This window comes from Okeania sp. SIO1H4 (assembly GCF_010672695.1).
In the GTDB taxonomy this organism is placed as follows: domain Bacteria; phylum Cyanobacteriota; class Cyanobacteriia; order Cyanobacteriales; family Microcoleaceae; genus Okeania; species Okeania hirsuta.
Genome location: NZ_JAAHGB010000048.1, coordinates 1 through 23,137 on the forward strand (window position 1 = coordinate 1; position 23,137 = coordinate 23,137).

Here is a 23,137-nt window from a genome sequence, read left to right on the forward strand (position 1 = left end):
AAATATTAGTTCTAAATTCCAGTTACCACCTCTGTTAACATTTCCAGTCAGTGTTTCGGAAGCAGCAATATTTGCTCCTGTGAGTTGATGTAGTTGTCTGATAAATTCTTTACCTTCTTTACCACTTGCCACCTGACAACCATAAATCAATATTTCTCCATCACCAGACAAACACTTACCCCACTGCTGGATACTCTCAGCATATTGATGAATATTGTCTAAATTCAGGAGACTATTTCCCAAGTACAAACTACCTTTTGCACCATGAGAAATAATATGAATTGTCTCTACCTGATGGTATTTACCTAAGTTTTCGGCTATTTGGTTTATACCATTTCCATTGGGTTGTAGGATAAATACTCTTGTATCAAGGTCAATCTCTGAAATTAAATGACGGTAATTTTCTACCTTAGAGTCGATGAATAAAAGTTTAGTTAAATTCATAATTGTGGAGGATTTTAAAGGAGTATTAATTAATTCAATCAATAACAGATTGTCCATTGCCATCTACTTTTTCTTTATTAAAAGTTTAGATTTTTCTAGCTCAAAAATTCTCTATTTTATTAACCTGATGTTAACTATAAGCACATTTGCTCAACACCAAAAAATTAATTATTCAAATGCGCCATATTTGGTGTAAAAGTGAAAACAGAAACAGTCAAACGATGAATTATGAAAATATTAATGGCCATGATGCAATGAGAGTTGATATCAACTTAAGCATTAATTGACAAAAAAATCAGAGATTATAGCAGAAGGAAGAAGGAAGAAGGCGATTAGTTATTTAGGAAAGAGGGAAGAATCTTGCGTTGTCTGAGTTTTAAATTTTTGATATGTCCGCGGCCTTTCCTTCGACTGCTATATCAGACTTAGGCAGGAATTCCTCTAATGTAGAAAGTTGTTAAATTACGATAAACTATGAACATACAGACAGTTGCAACACAACCTTTTAGTGACCAAAAACCAGGCACTTCAGGACTCCGCAAAAAAGTGCCAACCTTTAAACAACCCCGCTATCTAGAAAACTTTATTCAGTCTATCTTTGATAGTCTAGAAAACATTCAAGGTCAAACATTTGTGCTTGGTGGTGATGGTCGCTATTACAACCGTCAGGCGATCCAAATAATTTTGAAAATGGCTGCTGCTAATGGGGTGGGTCGAATGTTAGTGGGTCAGGGTGGTATTCTTTCTACTCCTGCTGCTTCCTGTATTATTCGTAAAAATCAAGCCTTTGGTGGTATAATCCTTTCTGCTAGTCATAACCCAGGTGGACCTGAAGAGGACTTTGGTGTTAAGTACAATATTAGTAATGGTGGTCCTGCACCGGAAAAAGTGACAAGTGCCATTTATGAACGCAGTAAAGTTATAGATAGCTACAAAATAATGGAAGCTGCGGATATTAATTTAGACCAATTGAGCAGTCATCAGTTAGGGGAAATGACTGTAGAAGTTATTGACTCTGTGGCAGACTATGCTGAGTTAATGGAATCATTGTTTGATTTTGGCAAAATATCAGAACTACTCAAGTCTGGTAAGTTTCGGATGTGTATGGACTCATTACACGCTGTGACTGGAGGTTATGCTAAAGATATTTTTGAGCAACGGTTAGGTGCTCCCGCAGGTACGGTGCAAAATGGTATACCTCTAGAAGATTTTGGTGGAGGACATCCAGACCCGAATTTGGTATATGCTCACGACTTGGTAGAGGTCATGTTCGGAGATAATGCTCCTGACTTTGGTGCTGCTTCTGATGGGGATGGCGATCGCAATATGATTTTAGGCAAAAATTTCTTTGTGACTCCTAGCGATAGTTTGGCAGTATTGGCAGCTAATGCTAAGTTGGTACCAGGTTATAGTTCGGGTTTGGCAGGTATTGCGCGATCGATGCCAACTTCGGAAGCACCAGACCGAGTAGCTGAGAAGATGGGTATTGACTGTTATGAGACTCCCACTGGTTGGAAATTTTTTGGTAATTTGTTAGATGCGGACAAAGCTACTCTTTGTGGTGAGGAGAGTTTTGGTACAGGGTCTAATCATGTGCGGGAAAAAGACGGACTTTGGGCAGTTTTGTTCTGGTTGAATATTTTAGCAGCACGGCAAGAGTCTGTAGAAGATATTGTGAAGGAACACTGGAAAACTTACGGTCGCAATTATTATTCTCGCCATGACTATGAAGGGATAGAAACAGATAAAGCTAATACTTTGATGGGAAATTTGCGTTCCCTATTACCTTCTCTTCCAGGAAAGAAATATGGTCAATATGAGGTGAAATATGCTGATGATTTTAGCTATACTGACCCAGTAGATGGTAGTGTTAGTGAAAAACAGGGGATTCGTATTGGTTTCACTGATGGTTCTCGCATTGTGTTCCGACTTTCAGGTACAGGTACTCAAGGTGCAACTCTGCGGTTATATGTGGAGAGTTATGAACCAGATGCTAGCAAACATGATGAAGATACTCAAGCAGCATTATCTGCTTTGATTGGTATAGCAGACGAAATTGCTCAAATTAAAAATCTTACAGGTAGGGAAAAACCCACTGTAATTACCTAATTTTTGAGGTAGGAGGCAAGAGGTTGATTTAATAGGACTTACGCACCTGCAACGTATTTTTGTCCGAAGCGACCAACAGGGTTTGCGCAGCAGTCCGGAACGGAAAGCAATCTCTAGTCCTAGTTTTTCGTACCTCATGCGTAAGTCCTGTTTTTGTTAGTTTTCAAGATAATTTACATACGGAGATACATAGTTATGTTAGAACCAGCAAAAACTGTAGAGTTATTTCACAAACATCTAGATCAAAAAACTTTTGCACCAGGATATGTAATTTTTGAAGATGGGCAAAAAGCTGATGTAATGTATGGAATTATTGAAGGAGTAGTCGAATTATTTGTTAATGGTCAAGTTGTGGAAACAATTGAAAAAGGTGATGTTTTTGGTGAAGGAGCGCTAGTTCACGAAGAGCATATTCGAGCTTCTACTGCTATTGCTAAAACAGAATGTAAATTAGCTTATCTTGACCAAGAACGCTTTTTATTTGTAGTTCAAGAAACACCTTTATTTGCCCTGTCTGTAATTCGGAGTTATTCCGATCGTCTTCGTCGCTTTAAGCATTCTATCTAGTTATTAATATCATGTTCGGTTGAATAGACATCTCCTCCAAAAGAGGGAACAGGGAACAGGGAACAGGGAACAGGGAGGAATAATTGATAATTTATGGATAATAATTGATTTGGATTTTTGATTTTTACCAGATGTCTAATACTTATAAATAACTGTTGTGAGGAGTGAGGAGTCAGGAGTCAACCCACCCCTCGCCCCTCCCCCTCCCAGGAGTGGAAGAAAAGAGGAATACACAGGAAATATTGGAGATGGGGTATTGATAATTTCAGTATTTCTTTGGTACTGTCGGTACTATCAGTCCTTAAGTTTTATTATAACTGATTATCCGCAATTCGTAGCTCCCCCGGAGGGGGAACATAACATCAGCTATTTATTATCAACTTGATAAGTGTAAAAAAAAATTGGTGACGAGCTTTTTCAGTTTAACTATATGCTCTTAATACCATTTTCAAAAAATACTGTTACAGTGCTTTATTCTGTTGTTAGAGGTCTTGAGATTGGGTGCATCTCATATTTGCAAAAATACTTTTTTCCTATATATTCCCTGTTGCCTGTTGCCAGATGAGCTGTTGCCTAAAAATGATAAATTGTTGGCTTTATTCAAAATTGAGATGCACACTTAAGATTAATACTGTAGCGACCTTTTTTGAATTTGGTATAACAATAATATATTTGACAAATTGATAGTGTATGTTAAGGCACAGAAATCCAGAAGTTAATTTGGTAAGTTATCCATAAAGTCAAACACAAAACTAACGTGCCGATAATTTCATCCATTCCATAATGAATTAAAAATTTGTTCTGATATAATACTGAGGTTGTAATTAACTAAAAATACTCCTAATGAGCAAGAAAAAACCACAATAAATTGGTGATTACTCAGTCTCCAAATTTGTAACTAAACTGCATGAATACTTGAGGAAGTTCTCAAGCTTATTATGAAGTAATGTAGGGATAAATTATTAGGTAAACTAGGAACTTCAGATAATACTGAAGAAGAAAGAGAAGTAACTCAATAAATGAAAATAGTTACTAAAAAAATGTCTTTTTTTTGGTGCTCTAAATGACGTTTTTTCAGCTGCAGATAGATTAGTTAATGCTCAAAGTATGGTATCAGAAATGGAATTGGATGAAGATTTGTATGGAAATACAGTAGAAAATTAGTGCAAACAGCTTTGTCCTAATATCTCAAAGTATATTGAATGCTAGGAAATTATCGACTAAACCATAAGTAAGTAACTTATTCTCAAAGGGAGAAATAAATGGCTAAGAATTTACTCGAACAACTACGAGAAGTAACCATCGTTGTTGCGGATACAGGCGATATTCAAGCAATCGAAAAATTTCAACCACGGGATGCTACTACTAATCCCTCATTAATTACTGCTGCAGCTCAGATGCCACAGTATCAGGAAATTGTGGATGAAACTTTGAAAAAGGCAAGGGAAGAGTTGGGGACAGATGCTACTCCTTCTGATGTGGCAAATTTAGCATTTAAGAGACTGGCAGTTGCTTTTGGACTTAAGATTTTACAGATTATTCCAGGGCGAGTATCTACAGAAGTTGACGCACGACTATCCTACGATACAGAATCAACTATAGCTCAAGGACGAGATTTAATCGCTCAATATGAAGCAGCAGGAGTTTCTCGCGATCGCATATTGATTAAAATCGCTTCTACCTGGGAAGGTATCAAAGCAGCAGAAGTATTAGAAAAAGAGGGTATTCACTGCAACTTAACCCTACTCTTTGGTCTGCACCAGGCGATCGCTTGTGCTGAAGCTGGCGCAACTCTGATTTCTCCCTTTGTAGGTAGAATTTTAGACTGGTACAAAAAAGAAACTGGGCGAGACTCTTATCCTCCTGCGGAAGACCCCGGTGTATTATCTGTGACTCAAGTCTACAACTACTACAAGAAATTTGGTTACAAGACTGAAGTCATGGGAGCTAGTTTCCGCAACATTGGTGAAATCACAGAATTAGCAGGTTGCGACTTGTTGACTATTTCACCTGGTTTGTTGGGTGAGCTAGAATCAACTACAGGGGAACTACCAACGAAACTTTCTGTTGAGAAAGCAGCTGAGTCTGATGCCGAAAAAATTGCCTTAGACAAAGAGACATTTGATCAGATGCACGCTGAAAATCGGATGGCATCTCAAAAATTGGATGAAGGCATTAAAGGTTTCTCCAAAGCATTAGAATCATTGGAAAATCTGTTAGCAGAACGCTTGACTCGTCTAGAGGGAGTCACTCATGCAGCAGAAGATATTTTCCATATCTATGACTTAGATGGTGATGGTTTCATCACTCGTGAAGAATGGGCAGGAACTGATGCTGTATTTGATGCTCTAGATATCAATCAGGATGGTAAAATTTCTCCAGAGGAAATGGCATCTGGTTTAGGAGCTGTATTCCAATTGGCGAAGGTTTAGTCCTCAGATAGCAGTTAGCAATTAGCCAATTTAATTGTTGGCCAGTGGGAGTATCCTGCTCCCATTTCTTGATTTAATTGGGAGCAAGGCGGTAACATTATTAGGACAGGACTTACGCATAACCACCACATCTAGTAGGGGTGATTTCCTACGGAATGCTTCGCAAACGCTAATCACCCCTACAGATAGCGTATAATTCTACATTTTGCGTAAGTCCTGTAGGACTTATATCAAGTTCTGATAATTATAGGACTTACGCAGTACAACCTATTTTCGTCATTGCGACTGACAGGGAAGCAATCTCTAATGCCATTTTTTCCTACCTCATGCGTAAGTCCTGAATTAGTTATAATCAAGTTTTTCTTTGTAGTTGGGCTTGAGCAAGTCAAATACTTATATTAATTAGGGCTAAAGCCCAACTACGAGCCTAATTATAACTGGTATTTGCAAACCGAATTACTTTATTTGACGCTTCTTTCGGAAAGAAAATACTCCAAAAGCAGTAGCAAATAATCCTAATGTTGCAGTAGGTTCTGGTGTAGAAGCACTGGCAGTAAGCTGGACATTATCAACTAAAAGTCCAGAATCACCGAAAGCATTATCTGCATCTGCAACTCCAAACCCGAGAGTATAAGTTCCAGTCTCAGAAATCTCATAAGAAAAACTTTGATATCCTGTTTCGTCAAAGAAGAAAGTTTCAGAAGTAACAACATCAGAGGAAGTATCAGCTAATATCTTTAAGAAAGAATTATCTAATTCATCACCTGAAAGAGAGACAAAAGAAAAGTCATTAAAAATATCTTCAGGCTCACAGACACCATTTTGTACATCCAATAGAGTACATTCATCTGTCAAAAAGTTGAAATCAAATGTTAGAACATCTCCAGCATTTGCCAAAAAAGTTTGCTTGATAGCAGAACCTTCAAAAGGTATGCTACCTGATAAATCTTCCAGACTGCCAACAGACAACCCTAAGAATTCTTCAATCTCATCATTACCTACAGCAACTATATCGTTCAAAATGAACGCATTAGACTCTCCATCTGAGGGTGGTATACCAAAATCACTATCCACAATAGTAGCAGCACCAAGTATACTCCAGTCATTTAAACCATTTTCAAAACCACCATTCTTAATTCCAAATACAGGAGGTTGAGGTTCAATAGGAGGGGGTGGTAGAGGTATAAAATCACCAACAAATTGACCACCATTCTCTTCTATAAATAGGCGGTGTTCTGTAATTCCAGTAAACCAAGATATATCACCAAATTGGCTGGTTTCAGTAGAACCACCAGAAAGAACACCAGCAATTAATAACTCATCATCTACTTCTACTAGAAGCGGACTACCACTATCAGCAGGAGCAGTAGTTCCCTCATTTGTTAGAGGTGAAGAACTACTATCGACACTGATTGAAGAAGGAGACAGGAGACAGGAGACAGGAGACAGGAGGAAAATTACATGGGGATTCTAACCCCAAGTAATTTTGAACACCGTGTAGACGGTGGGGTATTAAACCCACAAAGAAAATGATAAGGTGTTATTATCATCAGTTCCATCATCAAAGTCAAGGTTGATAATGTTAGATGTAAAGACGGCATCAAAAAATGGATCAAAAATACTACCAACTAGATCGATCACATTTTCAGCACCCCAACGCAGTCCATCTGCAGTAAATTCATGGCCAACACTACCTAAACCATTGAAACCAAAACCAGCTATAGTTGCCTCACTTCCAATCAGGTTCTCAGGGTTGAAACCAAATAATTTTAAAGGAGTAATTGATGTTGGAGCAGCTTCGGCAAGTTCAAGTATGGCAAGATCTGTACCATCTAAAAATGCATTGAAATTTTCATCTCCATCCAAGAATAAAATTTCACTGACTGAAATATCTGTCAAGAAAGAGTTGTTTTCATCGTAAAATCCAACACTCACATCTTCAGGAAAAGCCTCTCCAAATATAGGATCAAAACAATGTTGGGCAGTAAGTACATAATTATCTGCAATTAGTGAACCACTACAACCACTTACAAATTCACCTGTTTCAGAATTTCTGATTGAAGAAGGAGACAGGAGACAGGAGACAGGAGACAGGAGGAAAATTACATGGGGATTCTAACCCCAAGTAATTTTGAACACCGTGTAGACGGTGGGGTATTAAACCCACAAAGAAAATGATAAAATGTCAGTTACAGCCGTCAAAGGAGCACCTAGTTCTATAGCAGTACTAGCTCCTGCTGTATCATTTATTACTATGCCTTTTACGGGTGATTGAAAACTTTGACTTGCTATTAGACCAAGTACACAACGCAGAGCTATTTGGCTAATCTGAATATTTTTGCAAGATTTGAGTATGGAAGGGTTAAATATTTTTTGTTGTTTGAAATTGTTAGAAAAGTATATGCTCATTGCCTGGTCCCTTTAATTTCTTTGAGTTTTATTTCAACGGGAATGACACGCAGATATGTCTGACCCTAGTAATTTATTCTGATAAAGAAAGATAGCAATTTTCTTACACTATGACAATACTACTTAAGTAAGATAAATTATATTAGTGTAAATTCTGTAAATATACTAAGGACAGGAGCTTCAGCAAATATAGAGGAGAAAAATATTAAAAATTCTTCATCAAAACTTCATCAAAACTTCATCAAAACTTCATCAAAACTTTATAAATTTAACTTGCAGGGTGTAGTTTTTGAGGTTAGGTTTGATTCTGATTGAACTAGGTTTTAGCTGTTATATCAAATCCGCTTAATTCGGTATAAAAAAATGTTCCATCTTCAGTTATTGCTAAATCTTTTTATATCTCCCTATCTCCCCATCTCCCCATATCCCCATCTCCCCACACTCTTATTATCTAATTACACCAATACTACCGGATTTGATATGACCTAAAAATTGGTATTGACGCTATTTATTCTGACCCCTGACCCCTGACTCCTGACTTCATTCCCTGTTCCCTAATTGATAAAAATTATCCCCACTCCAACTAATCTTAAGAGTAGGGATTAATATTAGTTCCAATATTTGGAAATATAGCACTTGTATCTAAAAGTTAAGTAGATTAACTAACCTTGAAAGCTGAGATATTTTCAGAGGAAGTAACAAACTAATAGCTAATTGCCATCATATTATATGCTGTCCGTTTAATAGCGCTTCAAAAACTGTCGTCTTCTCCTCTTACCGGACATCATATTACTTTCTTTTACGCTTGAGCAAAGAAAATGCTGCAAAAACAGTACCAAATAATCCTATTGTTGTAGTGGGTTCCGGTGTGGAAGCACTGGCAGTAAGCGTCACATTATCAACTGAAAGAGCAGATATAAGTCCGAAAGCATCTGCATCTGTAACTCCAAGTCCTAAAGTATAAATTCCAGTTTCAGGAATCTCGATCGAAAAATTTTGATATCCTGTTTCTTGCTCGAAGGCAGTTGGAGAATCAACAAATGTATCGGAGAAAACATCTGCTAATATTTCTAAGAAAGGATGGTCTAATACATCACTGGAAAGAGAGACAAAAGAAAAGTCATTTAAGGGGTCGAAATCAAATTCTGGAGCTAGGAATTCATCTGTCAAAAAGTTGAAATCAAATGTTAAAATATCTCCTGCTTTTGCCTGAAAAGTTTGCTTGATCGCAGATGCTTGAGTAACGAATTCAACGTCTGGTGATAAGTTTGTTAGACTTTCTGGAGCTAACCCTAAGAATTCTTCAACCTCATTAGCAGGGACAGCAAGTGTATCATTAATAATTAACCCATTAGAATCACCATTTGAGGCTGGAGTACTAGCGTTACGACCCTGTCTGGGTTGTATAGTAGTAGCACCGAGAACACCCCAACCATTGAAACCATCTTCAAAATTACCATTTCTTATTCCATATACAGGTTTAGGTTCAGGTGTGGGAGTAGGTTTAAGTGAGGGGACAAAATTACCAACAAACTCACCACCAACATCTTCTATAAATTCGCGATGTTCTACAACTCCAGTAAACCAGGAGATATCACCAAATTCACTGGTGTCACTGGTACCCCCAGAAAGAACTCCTGCAATTAATAATTCTCCACCTACTTCTACCAGAAGGGGACTACCACTATCTCCAGGAGCAGTAGTTCCTTCATTTTCGAGTGGTGAGGAACCACTACTAAAACTGGATAAAGTATTATTTTCATCAGTTCCATCATCAAAGTCAAGGTTGAAAATGTTTGAGCCAAAGGTATCATTAAATCTTGGATCGAAACCACCATCTAACAGATCGATCGTATTTTCAGCAGCCCAACGCAGGTCATCTGCAGTAAAGTCATGACCGACACTACCTAAACCATTGAAACCGAAACCAACTACAGTTGCATCACTGTCAATGAGGTTTTCAGGATTGAAACCAAATAGCCTTAAAGGATCAATTGAGTCTGGAGCAACTTCCTCCAGTTCAAGTATAGCGATATCTGTACCATCTAATAGAGCAAAGGTCTCATCTTGGAAGATGTCAGTTACAGCAATATCTGCTAAAACACTGTTTTCAGGATCGTTACTGCGAAATAGTACACTAAAGTCTTCGGGGAAAAAATCCTGAACACAATGTTGGGCAGTAAGTATATAATTACTTGCAATCAGCGATCCAGTACAAGCACTTTCAAATTCATTGTTGTCAAGATTTAGTGATAAAATCTCGGTGACAGATGTAAAAGGAGCACCCAAGGCTTGAGCTGTACTGGCTCCCGCAGTATCATTTATTACTATACTTCGTACTGATGTTTGAATACTCTGGCTGGCCACTAAGCCAAGTATGCAACTAAGCCCTATTTTGCTAGTTTTTTTTATTTTAAAAGATTTGAGTATGGAATGATTGAATTTTGCTTTTAGTTTGTTATTTTTTGATAAATGAAGACCCATTGCCTAATTCCTCTAGATGATGAATGACATCGAGCTCAGACTAAGTTTGTCTAACCCAATTGACTTTTTCTTAATAGTATAGCAATTCTAACAAAGTAGGGTAATGGATTTTATATTATTCTTAAAATGTATAAAAACCTGAAGATTTGTTTTTAATAAAATAGAGAATATACAGAGGAACAAAAATCAAATTTCTTCATCAAAGTTTCATTATAGCTTCATCAAAACTTCATATAAGTTTATAGTGCTTTTCACTTGAGTGAAGCAAATGATTTCTCCTCTATGCCTTCTGGAATCTACCTCTAAGGTCTCTTTGCTTTATCTAAATTAAAACTGCTGTAACTTGCATAGGTAGTTAAGTAGCACTCTCTGTGTATCTACGGAGGAGCAGTCTATTTTCTAGGCGTTGGTAAATCAAGAGATGAAACTTTAACAGTAGTCTGTTTCTGATACCTCTAAATATTTTACCAAAGTAAGTGATGGGTATCACCCCTAGTGCCGCTACGCGGAAGTCAAAAGTCAAAAGTCATGCATCGAGTGTGTAATTCTGAGGGGACCTCAGAATGTAAGACACACTCAAGACAGTTAAAAGTATTGATTGGTAAGGCTTTTAGGATTTTGTAACTGGTTAGTTATTTCTGCCATCCTGCACTAGTAGAAAATCATCTTACCAATTACCAACGCCATTTTCTATGATGCTGAAACGTGCCTGTTAATATTGATGATTAATCAAGCAGAAAAAAACCATACTTTGGCGTTGGTAAAGCGCGTGTATGATATTCATCTTAAATTCTTTAGGAGTCAACCCACCCCTGCCCCTCACAGGAGGAGATGTCAGTCGGACTTCCTCAGGAGAGAAGAAAGAATCAGAAACCCCGAGTAGAAGGAGAAAGTTTTTTGGTGGCGTTAAAGGTCACTGAGTTCTATCGCCTTCTTCTGCGGACATCATATCATACCTCTTTTCACCAACGCCCATACTTTTTGCTGACAAAAAATTTTTGAATTAGTAGTCAGTAATCAGTAGTCAATAGTCAGTAGAAATGAGAATAGGGTCGATGGGAATTCTCACCCCACTAACCCCATTGATATCCTCTGTAAGGTAATGTATTCAACCAATAAGGGAAAAGATAATAATCTTTTTTTCTGTTTTTACATCTAGTTAGTAAAAAAGATGTAACATATTATACTATCTTCTCCATTAATTATCGGTTGTAAAGTTGAGTAATTTGTAGTAAGCGATCGCTCAATTCTTGACTCAAAAGCTCTGAAGTGGTATAGCGCCAGCGCCAGTTACCAGGAGTAACACTAGGGTCATTCATGCGAGCGCCGTTATCTAAGGAAAGAACATCTTGGAGAGGGAATATTGCCATATCAGCAACGGAAGCAGAAGCTAAACGCATGAGCGACCAACTGATTTCATGGATGTCGCTATCACTAGCATAACCCAAATATTTAGCAACGTGCTGTCTTACTTCCTGAGGAGCTTGTAACCACCAACCGACAGTAGTATCGTTATCGTGAGTACCCGTATAGACTATGCAGTTGTTAATATAACTATGAGGTAAGTAGGGATGATCTGCCTCACCACCAAAAGCAAACAATAATATTCGCATTCCCGGGAATTCAAAGCGATCGCGCATTGCTTCTACTTCTGGAGTAATAATTCCTAAGTCTTCTGCCAAGATCGGTAGAGTTCCTAGAGCTTCCTGTAATTTGGAAAATAATTTGTACCCTGGTGCTTTTACCCATTCGCCATTAATAGCATTATCTTCCCCTGCGGGTACTCGCCAGAAAGCTTCAAAACCACGGAAATGATCGACGCGCACAACATCCACATATTGTAGAGTTGCCCTAAATCTTTCGATCCACCAAGTAAAGTTAGTATTGATTAAGTTTTCCCAGTTATAGACAGGATTTCCCCATAACTGCCCCGTTGCACTAAAATAGTCTGGTGGTACTCCTGCTTTCCATGCGGGTTCTAAAGTTTCTGGGTTAAGGTCAAAGTTTTCTGGGTGACTCCAAACCTCTGCGCTATGATGACAGACATAAATCGAAACGTCACCAATAATTTTGATATTTTTCCCGTGGCAGTATCTGCGGACTTTTGTCCATTGTTCAAAAAACTGAAATTGCAAGAACTTATGATATTCAATACTATCGTGTAATAGACTTGTTGCTATTTTTACTGCACCTGGTTCTCGACGAGCTAAACCTGGTTCCCATTGATTCCATGTTTTATCTGGATTGGCCTCATGCAAAGCCATAAATAGAGCATAGTCATCCAGCCAATATGATTGTTGTTGGGAAAAAATTTCGTATTCTGGAGGGATAGCTTGTTTGAAGCGATCGTAAGCTTGCTGGAAATATTTAGTTTTGTGGGGAATAACTTCTGCAAAGTTGACTCTAGCGTATGCTGGGTCACTTTCTGATGGTAGAGGTGTGAGTTCATCAGGATTTAATAGTCCTTTCTCTGCCAATATATCCAGACTAATTAACAGAGGATTTCCCGCAAAGGCGCTGAAATTCATGGTATAGGGCGAATGTTCATAACCTGTTGGGCCTAGAGGTAATACTTGCCAGATTTTTTGTCCACTTCTGGCCAGAAAATCAATAAACTCATAAGCTGATTTGCCTAAATCCCCGATGCCGAATCTACTGGGTAAACTTGTAGGGTGTAGTATGATGCCACTTGCACGTTCAAAAGTCATAGTATTTATAAGTCAAAAGTCAAAAGTTAAAAGTCAAAAGTTAAAAGTCAAAAGTCAAAAGTTAGATAAATTAATAGTTTCTACACTATAATTTCTTTGACTTTCTGCTTTGTAAGATATTACCAGATACGAAATTTTAAATTACCATCTATTGGGCTAAATTTATAGATTTTATAATTCGTTTAGAATTCTAATAAGGGTTATTAATTATTTTAACTATTCAAGATATGACTTCTAATTTTCACAGAGGTACATTATACTCCCAGATTTTTTGTTGCCTAAAATTTTCAACTTTGTACTTCATTCAATTAAGAAATAGAATATTTATATTTAGAGTATTTTCAATTAACCTTTTAAAAAAAATCAATTATTTTTATCGAAAATTAACCTGTTTTTAACCAGGTTTTAACTACTTAATTTATCTAACTTTTGACTTTTAATCTTTAATTAGTAAAAGTGCTAGTATATCAAAGAAAAATTATTAGGAATATGGTCTATGAGTTTGAAGTTGTATTTTATCCGACATGGAGAGACTACATACAGTAAAACTGGCGGTTACTGTGGTATTTTAGACCCATAATTGACTCCAGAATGGTTAGAAATGGCAGAACAATTTGCTAAAACTCATAGCTCATTAAATTGGACTGCCGCCTATGTTAGCCCGAAGAAAAGAACAATTGCTACTGCAAAACCTTTGTGTAATACAGTAGGATTAGAAATGCAAATACGGGATGGTTTGAAAGAAATTGCTTACGGAAAATGGGAAGGAGAAACTCCAGAAACAGTTAATCGCGACTACCATGATGAATATGTTCGTTGGTTAACAGATCCTGGTTGGAATGGACCTACTGGTGGAGAAAAAGGTATAGATATTGCTCGTCGCTCTTCTCAAGTAATTCAAGAAATTCAAGACAACCATGAAACAGGTAATGTATTAGTTGTGTCTCATAAAGCAACCATTAGAATTATGCTTTGTGATTTATTAGGAATTGATATTGGCAGGTATCGCGATCGCATTGCGATGTTGGTTGGTGGAGTAAGTATTTTAGAAATGGGTGATCATGGTCCATTGCTACATTGTTTATCAGACCGTTGTTATCTTGACGAAAAATTACGGTCTTTACAGGGTACTTAAGATAATTTGGTAATAGACATATCCAGAAAAGAGGGAGTAGGGAGTAGGGAGTAGGGAACCCACCCCTCGCCCCTCCCCCTCCCAGGAGGGGAAATAATTGATGATTTATGTACGATAATTGATTTTATTTTTGATGATTGGATATTTATAATTAGGAGATAACTAGGTTTTTTGAATAGTTGAATACCTTTTCACTAGATCTATACATCAAACAAAATTTTCCTATAATTGAGTATCCTTGAGAATCGAATTTTAAGTTGATTTTTTACTCTCTTTCTTCTGTGTTTCTTGGTGTAGCAGTCGAAGCAAAAATTAGGACATACTAAAAGCTAAAAACTCAGAAAACGCTAAATTTTTCCTTCTCTGGTAGATAATATGAAATACGTTAATGTTTCCTACCACAAATTGATGGGGAGATGGTCAGATGGGGAGGTTGGCAGATTCGTATATTTGCACAATTTTTTGTATTTCATATAACTAAATTCCCTCTTACTTCTGCTATAAAAAAGTAGGTATTTATTTAAATATAGAGAATAGGTGAAAATCAACTTTTTTAATTCTAACTAATTCTAAGTTTTCCAGGAAAAATATAGATCAAATAATTGACTTTTGCCAGTTAATATTGTTACTTATATATTATTACTAAAAAGTATAATTAAAAAAAAAAATATCATGCCCGGATAATTAGTGATAAAAAACTTTATCCCTTTGAACCTTTTTTTTTCTTTTGCCTTCTCCCTTCTGACTTCCTTCTTTCAAAGAATAACTATTCAACCGAACATGATATAATTATTAACTATGAAAATTTTAGTTTTAAACGCAGGCTCCAGTTCTCAAAAAAGTTGCTTGTATGAAATTACTGGGGGAAAATTACCAGAAAATCCACCAAAACCAATTTGGGAAGCAGCAATTGACTGGACTGCTAATGATGATTATGGTCTGATGGAAATTGCAACAAATGGAGTGGAAAAAGAGATAAAACTTAACCCAGAAAAACGCCTAGAAAGCATTGCTAAAATGTTAGAAACTCTTAGGCAAGGAGAAACTAAAGTTATAGATAAACTATCCGATATAGATGTAGTTGGTCATCGAGTAGTTCATGGCGGTTCAGATTATTCAGAAGCAACATTTATTACAGATAAAGTCAAGGCAACAATCAAAAATCTTATTCCTTTAGCACCTACTCATAATCCCAATCATTTAGAAGGAATTGAAGCCATTGAAAAAACATTAGGAAATGTGGCTCAAATAGCAGTATTCGATACAGCATTTCATAGTAAAATGCCAAAAAAAGCTGCTGTTTATCCCATCCCTTATGAATGGTTTGAAAAAGGAATTCGGCGCTATGGATTTCATGGAACAAGTCATAAATATTGTGTTCAAAAAACAGCAAAAATATTAGGAAAACCACTAGAATCTTTGCGGATAATTACTTGTCATTTAGGTAATGGAGCTTCTTTAGCAGCAGTTCGTAATGGAATTAGTATTAATACTACCATGGGATTTACTCCATTAGAAGGATTAATGATGGGAACTCGTAGTGGCTCAATTGACCCGGCAATCCTCATTTACTTAATGCGAGAACATGGTCTAGATACGGAAAAACTCAATACAATTCTCAACAAAGAATCAGGGTTAAAAGGAATATCTGGAAAATCTGGAGATATGCGTTATATAACCACAGCGATGCAAGAAGGAGATGAACGTGCCCAATTAGCATTCGATATTTATATTCATCAACTTCATTGTTGTATTGGAAAAATGCTCGCTTCTCTTGGTGGTATGGACGTTTTAGTATTTACTGCTGGAATAGGAGAACGTTCAGTAATTGTCAGAGAAAAAACTTGTGAAAATTTTGAATTTTTAGGATTAAAAATAGATAAGGAAAAAAATATTAAACCAGGGATAGATACCGATATTTCTACTTCAGATTCAACAGTACGAATATTGGTAGTACACACAGAAGAAGATTGGGCGATCGCTTGTGAATGTTGGCAGAAAATGAATCAAGCTTAGGTAATATTTGGACTAAAAATTTGATAAATAGTTATACCAATTTTATAGCAGAAGGAAGAGGGAAGAAGGAAGAAGGAAAAATCTTCCGTTGTCTGAGTTTTAAGCTTTTGATATGTCCTAACCTTTCCTTCGACTTTTATATGTGAGGTTACTGGCGTGACACACCTTAAATGGTGTATTAGAAAAAAATGGTCAAACCTTGCCATAAACAGAATTATAGGAAAAAATCTAATCCACAGTTTTAGCTGTGTCATGCCACTATACAGAATTAGGTGGCGCGGTGGTAGGTCTTATACCAAGCGTGAAAAAAGAATGCTACAAAAAGGTAGATATTGATCGGATATGCTTAAAAATAGCTGCTCCAGTTCATTTGAGATAGTTATCTCTATCTTTTTTCCCTTTTTTTCAATATTTACCCCAACTTCGGTCTTCCCTCTTCCTTCTTTCGTAGGGACATTGCATGCAACGTCCCTACCATTTGTAACAAACATTTATCACGCTTGGTATTAGGTGTTAGACATAATACCAATTTTATGTGAAGTGGCACAGAATTATGAAATTTATTAACTTGTCTATCTCAATCTACAGTCAACTCTGATTAATATATTATTCTATATAGCGATGTCACTAAATTAAAGTACATTAGTACATTGACATACTCTCCGGCGGTCAGGCACGGAGATTCTCCTGAAACTAGGATTCTTGGGTAAAATTACAGTTATGGACAATGAAGACCTCAATCAACTCAATATTCAGCCAATGGCAGAAAGTCCTTTAGATCATTTAGGAGAAGAACCCCCAAAACCAGATCCGGAGGAAATGTTGCCATTGCTAACTTCTTCAGAACCCTCCCAAAGGATGATTGCAGCGCGAGCTTTCTGTGAACTCCAAGAAAAACGGGCTATTATTCCATTAATTAAATTATTAGAAGATGATTGTCCATTAATACGAGTTAGTGCTGCTTATGCTTTGGGCCGTAATCCTAGCCCAGATGCAGTAGAACCTCTAATTACACAATTGAATAAGGACTTTAACGGCTATGTCCGTAAAGGAGTGGTTTGGGCCTTGGGAAATTGTCGCGATCGCCGTGCTTTGGAGCCTTTAGTTGATGTCCTCAGAACAGATATTTCTGCGGTGCGTCTATGGGCAGCAAGTTCCCTTGGTCAGATGGCCAAAGTAAGTTATGAAGTGGTAGTAGGGGCAATACCACCATTAATTGAAGGTTTGCGACGAGACTCAATGCCAGCAGTTAGAAGTAATTGTGCATGGGCCATTGGTCAATTATGTCGAGAATTACCTTCTAATGTGGTCTATGCAGGTGGCATTGATGCCTTAATTGAAGCATTAGAAGAGGAGCAAGATATGGGAGTGCGGGAAGATGCTAAATCATCTTTGTTACGAGTAGGAGACCCCAGGGGTCTGCAAGTTATTGAAGATTTAGCAATGGAAGGATTATAATATCGTTTCTCAAAAACTTTTCAACGATTATCTTGAGTAAGGGAGTGGGGGAGTGGGGGAGAATTAAACATCAGAATAATTAACATTAACGCAGGTTCAAATTAGCAAAAAAGTTATTGGGACTTTTTCAATTACTAATAACTGAAGTGTTACTTATTCAATAGTACGAAGGAGTATCCTTAATGTCAAAGCATAAAGTTTCTTATCAATTTCTCACTCCCCAAAGTTTTCTAGAACGTAGTGTCGCAGCATTTCATCAGAAAGATGCCATAGTTTACCGCTCCTCTAGATGGACTTATGCGCAGTTTGCCGCTAGAGTTAATCAACTAGCAAACGCTTTAAAAAACTGGGGGTTACAAAAAGGCGATCGCATAGCTTTCCTTTGCCCGAATATTCCACCAATGTTAGAAGCACATTTTGGCGTTCCTCTAGCAGGAGGAGTTTTAGTCGCTATCAATATTCGATTAGCTGCTAAAGATATTTGCTATATCCTGAATAATTGTGGAGCGCGTCTGGTATTTGTCGATACAGAATTATCTCACCTGGTAGCATCGGTGCGGGATGAGTTGGAAAGTGTAGAAGAAATAATTAATATAGTAGACAGTCAAATAGAAGCAAAAGGAGAAAAATTACCAGGAACAGATTATGAAACCTTTTTAACTACAGGCAGCTCAGACCCCATATCATCCTCACTCACAGACGAAAACGAACCAATTTCGATCAACTATACCAGTGGCACCAGTGGTCAACCCAAAGGAGTGGTATATACTCATCGTGGTGCTTATCTCAATGCTTTGGGCGAAGCATTAGAACTAGGCATGAATAATAACAGTATCTATTTGTGGACGTTACCCATGTTTCACTGTAACGGTTGGTGTTTTACCTGGGGAGTCATTGCTGTGGGTGGTACTCATATTTGTATGCGGAAATTTTTCCCTAATACAGTAGTCTCGTTAATTATGGATGAGGGAGTGACTCACTTCTGCGGTTCCCCCACAATATTAATTGCTCTTGCTAACGACCGTGCCATCAAAAAATTACAACTTTCCCATCCTCTTCGAGTTGCCACTGCTGGAGCGCCACCTTCCCCCACTATTATTCAGACGATGGAAGAGTTAGGAATTGATATTACTCATGTTTATGGTTTAACAGAAACCTACGGACCCCATAGTGTTTGTGAATGGCAAGCACCTTGGGATGATTTACCAATGGCAGAAAGGGCAAAATTGAAAGCTCGACAAGGAGTGCCTTATATTCATGCTGCTCAAATGCGGGTAGTAGACAAAGATATGCAGGATGTACCTGCTGATGGGGAAACTATGGGAGAAGTAGTGATGCGTGGCAATAATGTTATGCAGGGATATTTTAACGATCCGGAGGCCACTGAATTGGCGTTTCGCGGGGGTTGGTTTCATAGTGGAGATTTGGCCGTGATGTATCCTGATGGTTATATGGAATTACGCGATCGCGCCAAGGATATTATTATTAGTAGTGGCACGAATATTTCTACTATTGAGGTGGAGAGAGTTATTTATAAACATCCAGCAGTTTTGGAAGTGGCGGTTATTGCTATCCCGGATGAGAAACGAGGTGAGGTGCCGAAAGCTTTTGTGACTTTGAAACCTGATGAAAGTGTGACAGGAGCAGAAATTATTGATTTTTGTCGCCAGAATTTGGCACAGTTTAAGGTACCGAAAGCGGTTGAGTTTATAGAGTTGCCAAAGACTGCTACAGGTAAGGTTCAGAAATATTTGTTGCGAGAGAAAGAGTGGGTTGGTTATGAAAAAAGGATTCACTGAGACAACTTATTTTGGCGTTGGTAAATTAGGGTATGATATTAATCTTAATTATTTAGGAGTCAGGAGTCAGGAGTCAGGAGTCAGAAGGAAAGAAAGAAGAAGAAAGAGTAGTAGAGGGAGAAAGTTTTTTGTTTGCGCTCTTATCCGGACAAGACATCATACCTCTTTTCACCAACGCCCTTATTTTCAGCATCTGTTGAAAAAGATATAGACTTTTAACTTCCGCGTAGGGAACAGGGAATAGGGAACAGGGAACAGGGAATAGATTTTTACACCAAAGTTTGTAAGTGACTGTTACAATTCTAGTGCAGGATGGCGGAAATAACTGACCAGTTACAAAATCCTAAAACAATTACAAATGAAAAATGATTGACTTTTGACTTTTGACTTTTAACTTCCGCGTAGCAGCACTAGCTTATGTTAATCTCTCCTACTCCTCTGCTCACCTACTCCCAACAACTCTAATAACTATTCAACCGGACATGATATTACTTCTGACTCCCCACTCCTGACTCCTGACTCCTCCGACCCCGTCTTTGCATCTGTTGACGAAACTGCTCTCGTTGTTCTTCAGTTAAAATATTCGCCATTTGCTGGCGGGATGACTGCATAATTTCGCGCATCTGAGTTTTTTGCTCTTCAGAGAGATTTAACTGTTTCATTGCTCTGCGGGGGCGTTGACCTTGTGAAGTTAAAGTTTGAAGCTGTTGCTGCTGTTCGGGAGTCAGAATATTTTGCATTTGAGCTTTGCTTTGCGCTCGAATTTCCTCCCACTGAGTTTTTTGTTCAGGAGTTAGATTCAAATTTTTAGGATGGGCATCAACTTTTACAGGATTAGCAAATAGAATAGTGGCAACGATGCCAAGTAATAATAGAGAGAAAGATTGACGTTTCATTAGATTTATTTACAACTCCATGTATGAGGTGTTTACTGTCTTAATCCTACAGGCAATCGCTCATAAACAACCAGAGCTGAAAGTCCTAATTTCATCTAGGACTTTAGTCCTAAGAAGGAAGAAGGAAGGAGGAAGAAGGAAGAAGGAAACATATTACTTTGTTTGAGTTTTAAGCTTTTGATATGTCCTACTCTTTGCTTCGACTGCCATAATTATAGCGGTTTTCATTAACATAGAATACAGCTATCAAGTTTGTAACTTATCAAACTTCAAACATACTTATATTTTTCTGTAGTCTACCTTTGTGAAAACTGCTATAAATGTTTCTCGAACTTTAGTGATTTTGGGGTTTTAATAAAATTCCTTATCTTCGGAATATAGCAGAAGGAAGAAGTCCATTAGTAGACTGACACAGCTAAAACTGTGCAATAGATTTTTGTTTCTAGGTGTCTTTATCTCCCCACCCTCCCCATCTAACGCACCATTTAAGGTGTGTCAGTCCAGTAGAGTGCATTAATGAAATGTAACGCACCATCTAGATTTTAATTTTCGGTGTGTTACGCTGATGATTTCACAGGAGAACCAGTCAGTAGGTAGAAAGGAGTTTTTCGGTGACTTTAGAGTCAGAAATAGGTATAATTACCACTATTATTTTGGGTGAAAATTTACCACTAATTGAATTCCATACATCAAATCAGCAACGCCTCAAAATTTAGTAAATTATCATTATTGAGTTTGCAATTTATCGGAGTTTTAATGGAATAAAAATATGAATATTTTCCCAAAAATAACTAAACATCCAATCCGTTTTTTACTCTACTTAGAATGGATTTTACTGATTATTATTGCCATGAGTGAAACTTTAAAATTTCCTCTCTATGGTGGTCGGCGGAGAATACGAGATATTCACACAACAGAAGTCTCAAATTCACTCTCGATCAATCTTTTTCTCCTGCTAGTATTTAGCCTGATGGGACTATTTTTACCTATCAATAAATCCCGCTCAAATAAAATTATTTATACTACTGTCGAAATTGGTTTGATTATTTTAATGTCATTCCTGAGTAATTTACGTCTATCTCCAATATTATGTATAATTCTGGTAATTCGAGATTGTTTTATTTTTGAAAGAAAACAAAATTTAATTATTAATATATTTGTTTTTTATTTATTCACATTTATCCAAATTCAAAGATTACACAAACTGACAAGATTACCGTTATTTGCTAGAGAAAGATTTATCTTAGTCCTATTAAGTTCAATAATTTTATTTGGATTAGTAATAGTTTTCTTACAATTATTAGTAAAAGCAATAATGTCAGAACGAAAAAGTCGAGAACAATTAGCAATTGCTAATGAAAAGCTACGACAATATGCCCTAAAAATAGAAAATATTGCTGCTTTAGAAGAACGAAATCGGATTGCCAGAGAAATTCACGATTCTCTAGGGCATTATTTAACAGTTTTAAATGTTAGTTTAGAAGCAGCTTGGAAGCTGAGAAAATCAGAACCACAAGAATCAATAGAATTTTTAGCAGATGCTAAACAACTAGGTTCAAAAGCATTAAATGAAGTGCGTCAGTCAGTAGCAACTCTAAGGTCTAACTGGTGGGAAAATCAATCTTTAGAATCAGCGATCGCTACTTTAATAGCAGATTTTCATAAATCTACTGGTATTTTACCCGCAAGCAATATAAATATCAATTATTCTCCCGATAATGAACTGAAAATTGCTATTTATCGTATAGTGCAAGAAGCATTAACTAATATTTATAAATATGCTGAAGCAACCACAGTAGAAATTAATATTTTTACCACAAAAAATTTACATTTAATCATTCAAGATAATGGCAAAGGATTTAATTTAAACCAAAATACTACTGGTTTTGGTTTACAGGGAATGCAAGAACGTGCCTTAGCATTAGGAGGTAAATTCGAGATTCTTACCTCTCCTAATACAGGATGTAAAATAATTGCTAATTTTCCCTTAGTTAATATAAATTAATATCATGTCTCTTTAAATACCCACAAATAACATTTATTCGGGAGTAGGGATAAATTTGATAGATTCTCAAGATAATTGATAAATATCATTAATATTTATGTCTAATTAATGAGACCTGATATCAAGGTATATTTTCATTTTTATGTGTGGATAAATAACGTTGAAAAAGCAAGAAGAAATAAAAAGGGAAAAGTGGATGAGGATACTAAAAATTTGCTGTTATTCCTCTACAAACCCTAAGCAATTGTAGACATCACCAGTGAAGTTTAGGGTATTAAACTCAGATGTTATATCGTTTTCGGATAATCACTTATAATAAAGTTTTTGTTTGTAGTAGGACTTTAGCCCTTACAATACTTAGTTTTAGAGCTAGAGCAAAACTACGAGCCTAATTATAACTGTTCTACCGGACATGATATTAGAGAGTAAATGCACAGCAAAGATTAAGACAGCGTATTGGCTTAATATTTGGTATGTTCGGTGGGTTATGGCAGACAGTTAAGATTTTGAGGAGCGACTCATAATTATTTCCGCCTAACCCACCCTACGTCTACTACTCCTTTACTCCCTTTAACATTACTATGCACCACTACCAATTTCTCTATTATCTCTGCTCCCGACTTCCTATTCCCTTATACCAATTCCCATGCATTAATGCTATAGTTCCGATGGGAC

At 37.0% G+C, this 23,137-nt stretch carries 17 protein-coding genes; 10 read left to right on the forward strand and 7 right to left on the reverse strand.

Translation table 11 applies throughout. The annotated features are described in order from the left end of the window. The coding region (locus F6K06_RS23945) for a DUF4347 domain-containing protein (protein ID WP_287243169.1) at window positions 1-507 on the reverse strand (507 nt) is incomplete at its 3' end. Between the two features lie 411 nt (window positions 508-918). Between F6K06_RS23945 and F6K06_RS23950 the strand changes: the two genes are divergently transcribed. The 3 genes from F6K06_RS23950 to F6K06_RS23960 all read left to right on the forward strand — a co-directional run bounded on the left by F6K06_RS23950 (window position 919) and on the right by F6K06_RS23960 (window position 5,552). Beyond that, window positions 919-2,553 carry an alpha-D-glucose phosphate-specific phosphoglucomutase gene (locus tag F6K06_RS23950; protein WP_287243170.1) on the forward strand — a complete coding sequence of 545 codons (1,635 nt, stop codon included), beginning with the start codon at window positions 919-921 and terminating at the stop codon, window positions 2,551-2,553. 195 nt (window positions 2,554-2,748) lie between these two features. Beyond that, window positions 2,749-3,120 carry a cyclic nucleotide-binding domain-containing protein gene (locus tag F6K06_RS23955; RefSeq protein ID WP_287243171.1) on the forward strand — a complete coding sequence of 124 codons (372 nt, stop codon included), beginning with the start codon at window positions 2,749-2,751 and terminating at the stop codon, window positions 3,118-3,120. 1,262 nt (window positions 3,121-4,382) lie between these two features. Next, entirely contained in the window at window positions 4,383-5,552 is a 1,170-nt protein-coding gene (locus F6K06_RS23960; protein WP_287243173.1) for a transaldolase, read from the forward strand. A gap of 456 nt (window positions 5,553-6,008) precedes the next feature. Here F6K06_RS23960 and F6K06_RS23965 read toward each other — a convergent pair whose 3' ends face one another. From F6K06_RS23965 to F6K06_RS23980, 4 genes are all read right to left on the reverse strand, one after another. Continuing rightward, entirely contained in the window at window positions 6,009-6,626 is a 618-nt protein-coding gene (locus F6K06_RS23965) for a PEP-CTERM sorting domain-containing protein (RefSeq protein WP_161564911.1), read from the reverse strand. 438 nt (window positions 6,627-7,064) lie between these two features. Beyond that, complete coding sequence (locus tag F6K06_RS23970) at window positions 7,065-7,655, reverse strand: trypsin-like serine protease (RefSeq protein WP_124154200.1); 591 nt, start codon at window positions 7,653-7,655, stop codon at window positions 7,065-7,067. Window positions 7,656-7,709: 54 nt separating this feature from the next. Continuing rightward, the gene (locus F6K06_RS23975; RefSeq protein ID WP_124154199.1) at window positions 7,710-7,961 is read right to left on the reverse strand and encodes a hypothetical protein; all 252 of its coding nucleotides are present in this window, start codon (window positions 7,959-7,961) and stop codon (window positions 7,710-7,712) included. Window positions 7,962-8,750: 789 nt separating this feature from the next. Further along, window positions 8,751-10,328, reverse strand: coding sequence for a trypsin-like serine protease (locus F6K06_RS23980; RefSeq protein WP_287243175.1), 1,578 nt, complete (start codon window positions 10,326-10,328; stop codon window positions 8,751-8,753). An 890-nt stretch (window positions 10,329-11,218) separates the two neighbouring features. Here F6K06_RS23980 and F6K06_RS23985 point away from each other — a divergent pair. Beyond that, window positions 11,219-11,365, forward strand: coding sequence for a hypothetical protein (locus tag F6K06_RS23985; RefSeq protein WP_161564316.1), 147 nt, complete (start codon window positions 11,219-11,221; stop codon window positions 11,363-11,365). A gap of 282 nt (window positions 11,366-11,647) precedes the next feature. Here the strand turns inward: F6K06_RS23985 and malQ are convergent, their stop codons facing one another. After that, window positions 11,648-13,153 carry a 4-alpha-glucanotransferase gene (gene malQ, locus F6K06_RS23990; RefSeq protein WP_124143111.1) on the reverse strand — a complete coding sequence of 502 codons (1,506 nt, stop codon included), beginning with the start codon at window positions 13,151-13,153 and terminating at the stop codon, window positions 11,648-11,650. 580 nt (window positions 13,154-13,733) lie between these two features. Between malQ and F6K06_RS23995 the strand changes: the two genes are divergently transcribed. The 5 genes from F6K06_RS23995 to F6K06_RS24015 all read left to right on the forward strand — a co-directional run bounded on the left by F6K06_RS23995 (window position 13,734) and on the right by F6K06_RS24015 (window position 19,772). Beyond that, complete coding sequence (locus F6K06_RS23995) at window positions 13,734-14,288, forward strand: histidine phosphatase family protein (protein WP_240038762.1); 555 nt, start codon at window positions 13,734-13,736, stop codon at window positions 14,286-14,288. Between the two features lie 798 nt (window positions 14,289-15,086). After that, window positions 15,087-16,304 carry an acetate kinase gene (locus F6K06_RS24000; RefSeq protein WP_287243177.1) on the forward strand — a complete coding sequence of 406 codons (1,218 nt, stop codon included), beginning with the start codon at window positions 15,087-15,089 and terminating at the stop codon, window positions 16,302-16,304. 720 nt (window positions 16,305-17,024) lie between these two features. Further along, entirely contained in the window at window positions 17,025-17,762 is a 738-nt protein-coding gene (locus F6K06_RS24005; protein WP_124143113.1) for a HEAT repeat domain-containing protein, read from the forward strand. Between the two features lie 182 nt (window positions 17,763-17,944). After that, the gene (locus F6K06_RS24010; RefSeq protein ID WP_287243181.1) at window positions 17,945-19,561 is read left to right on the forward strand and encodes an acyl--CoA ligase family protein; all 1,617 of its coding nucleotides are present in this window, start codon (window positions 17,945-17,947) and stop codon (window positions 19,559-19,561) included. Further along, on the forward strand, window positions 19,542-19,772 hold the full coding sequence (locus F6K06_RS24015) for a hypothetical protein (protein WP_124155422.1): 231 nt from the start codon (window positions 19,542-19,544) through the stop codon (window positions 19,770-19,772). Before F6K06_RS24010 ends, F6K06_RS24015 begins: the two co-directional genes overlap by 20 nt. 277 nt (window positions 19,773-20,049) lie before the next feature. Here the strand turns inward: F6K06_RS24015 and F6K06_RS24020 are convergent, their stop codons facing one another. After that, the gene (locus F6K06_RS24020; RefSeq protein WP_124146277.1) at window positions 20,050-20,457 is read right to left on the reverse strand and encodes a hypothetical protein; all 408 of its coding nucleotides are present in this window, start codon (window positions 20,455-20,457) and stop codon (window positions 20,050-20,052) included. Between the two features lie 769 nt (window positions 20,458-21,226). On the opposite strand from F6K06_RS24020, the gene F6K06_RS24025 reads away from it, so the two are divergent. Further along, the gene (locus F6K06_RS24025) at window positions 21,227-22,462 is read left to right on the forward strand and encodes a sensor histidine kinase (protein ID WP_287243183.1); all 1,236 of its coding nucleotides are present in this window, start codon (window positions 21,227-21,229) and stop codon (window positions 22,460-22,462) included. The last annotated feature ends 675 nt before the right edge of the window (window positions 22,463-23,137 follow it).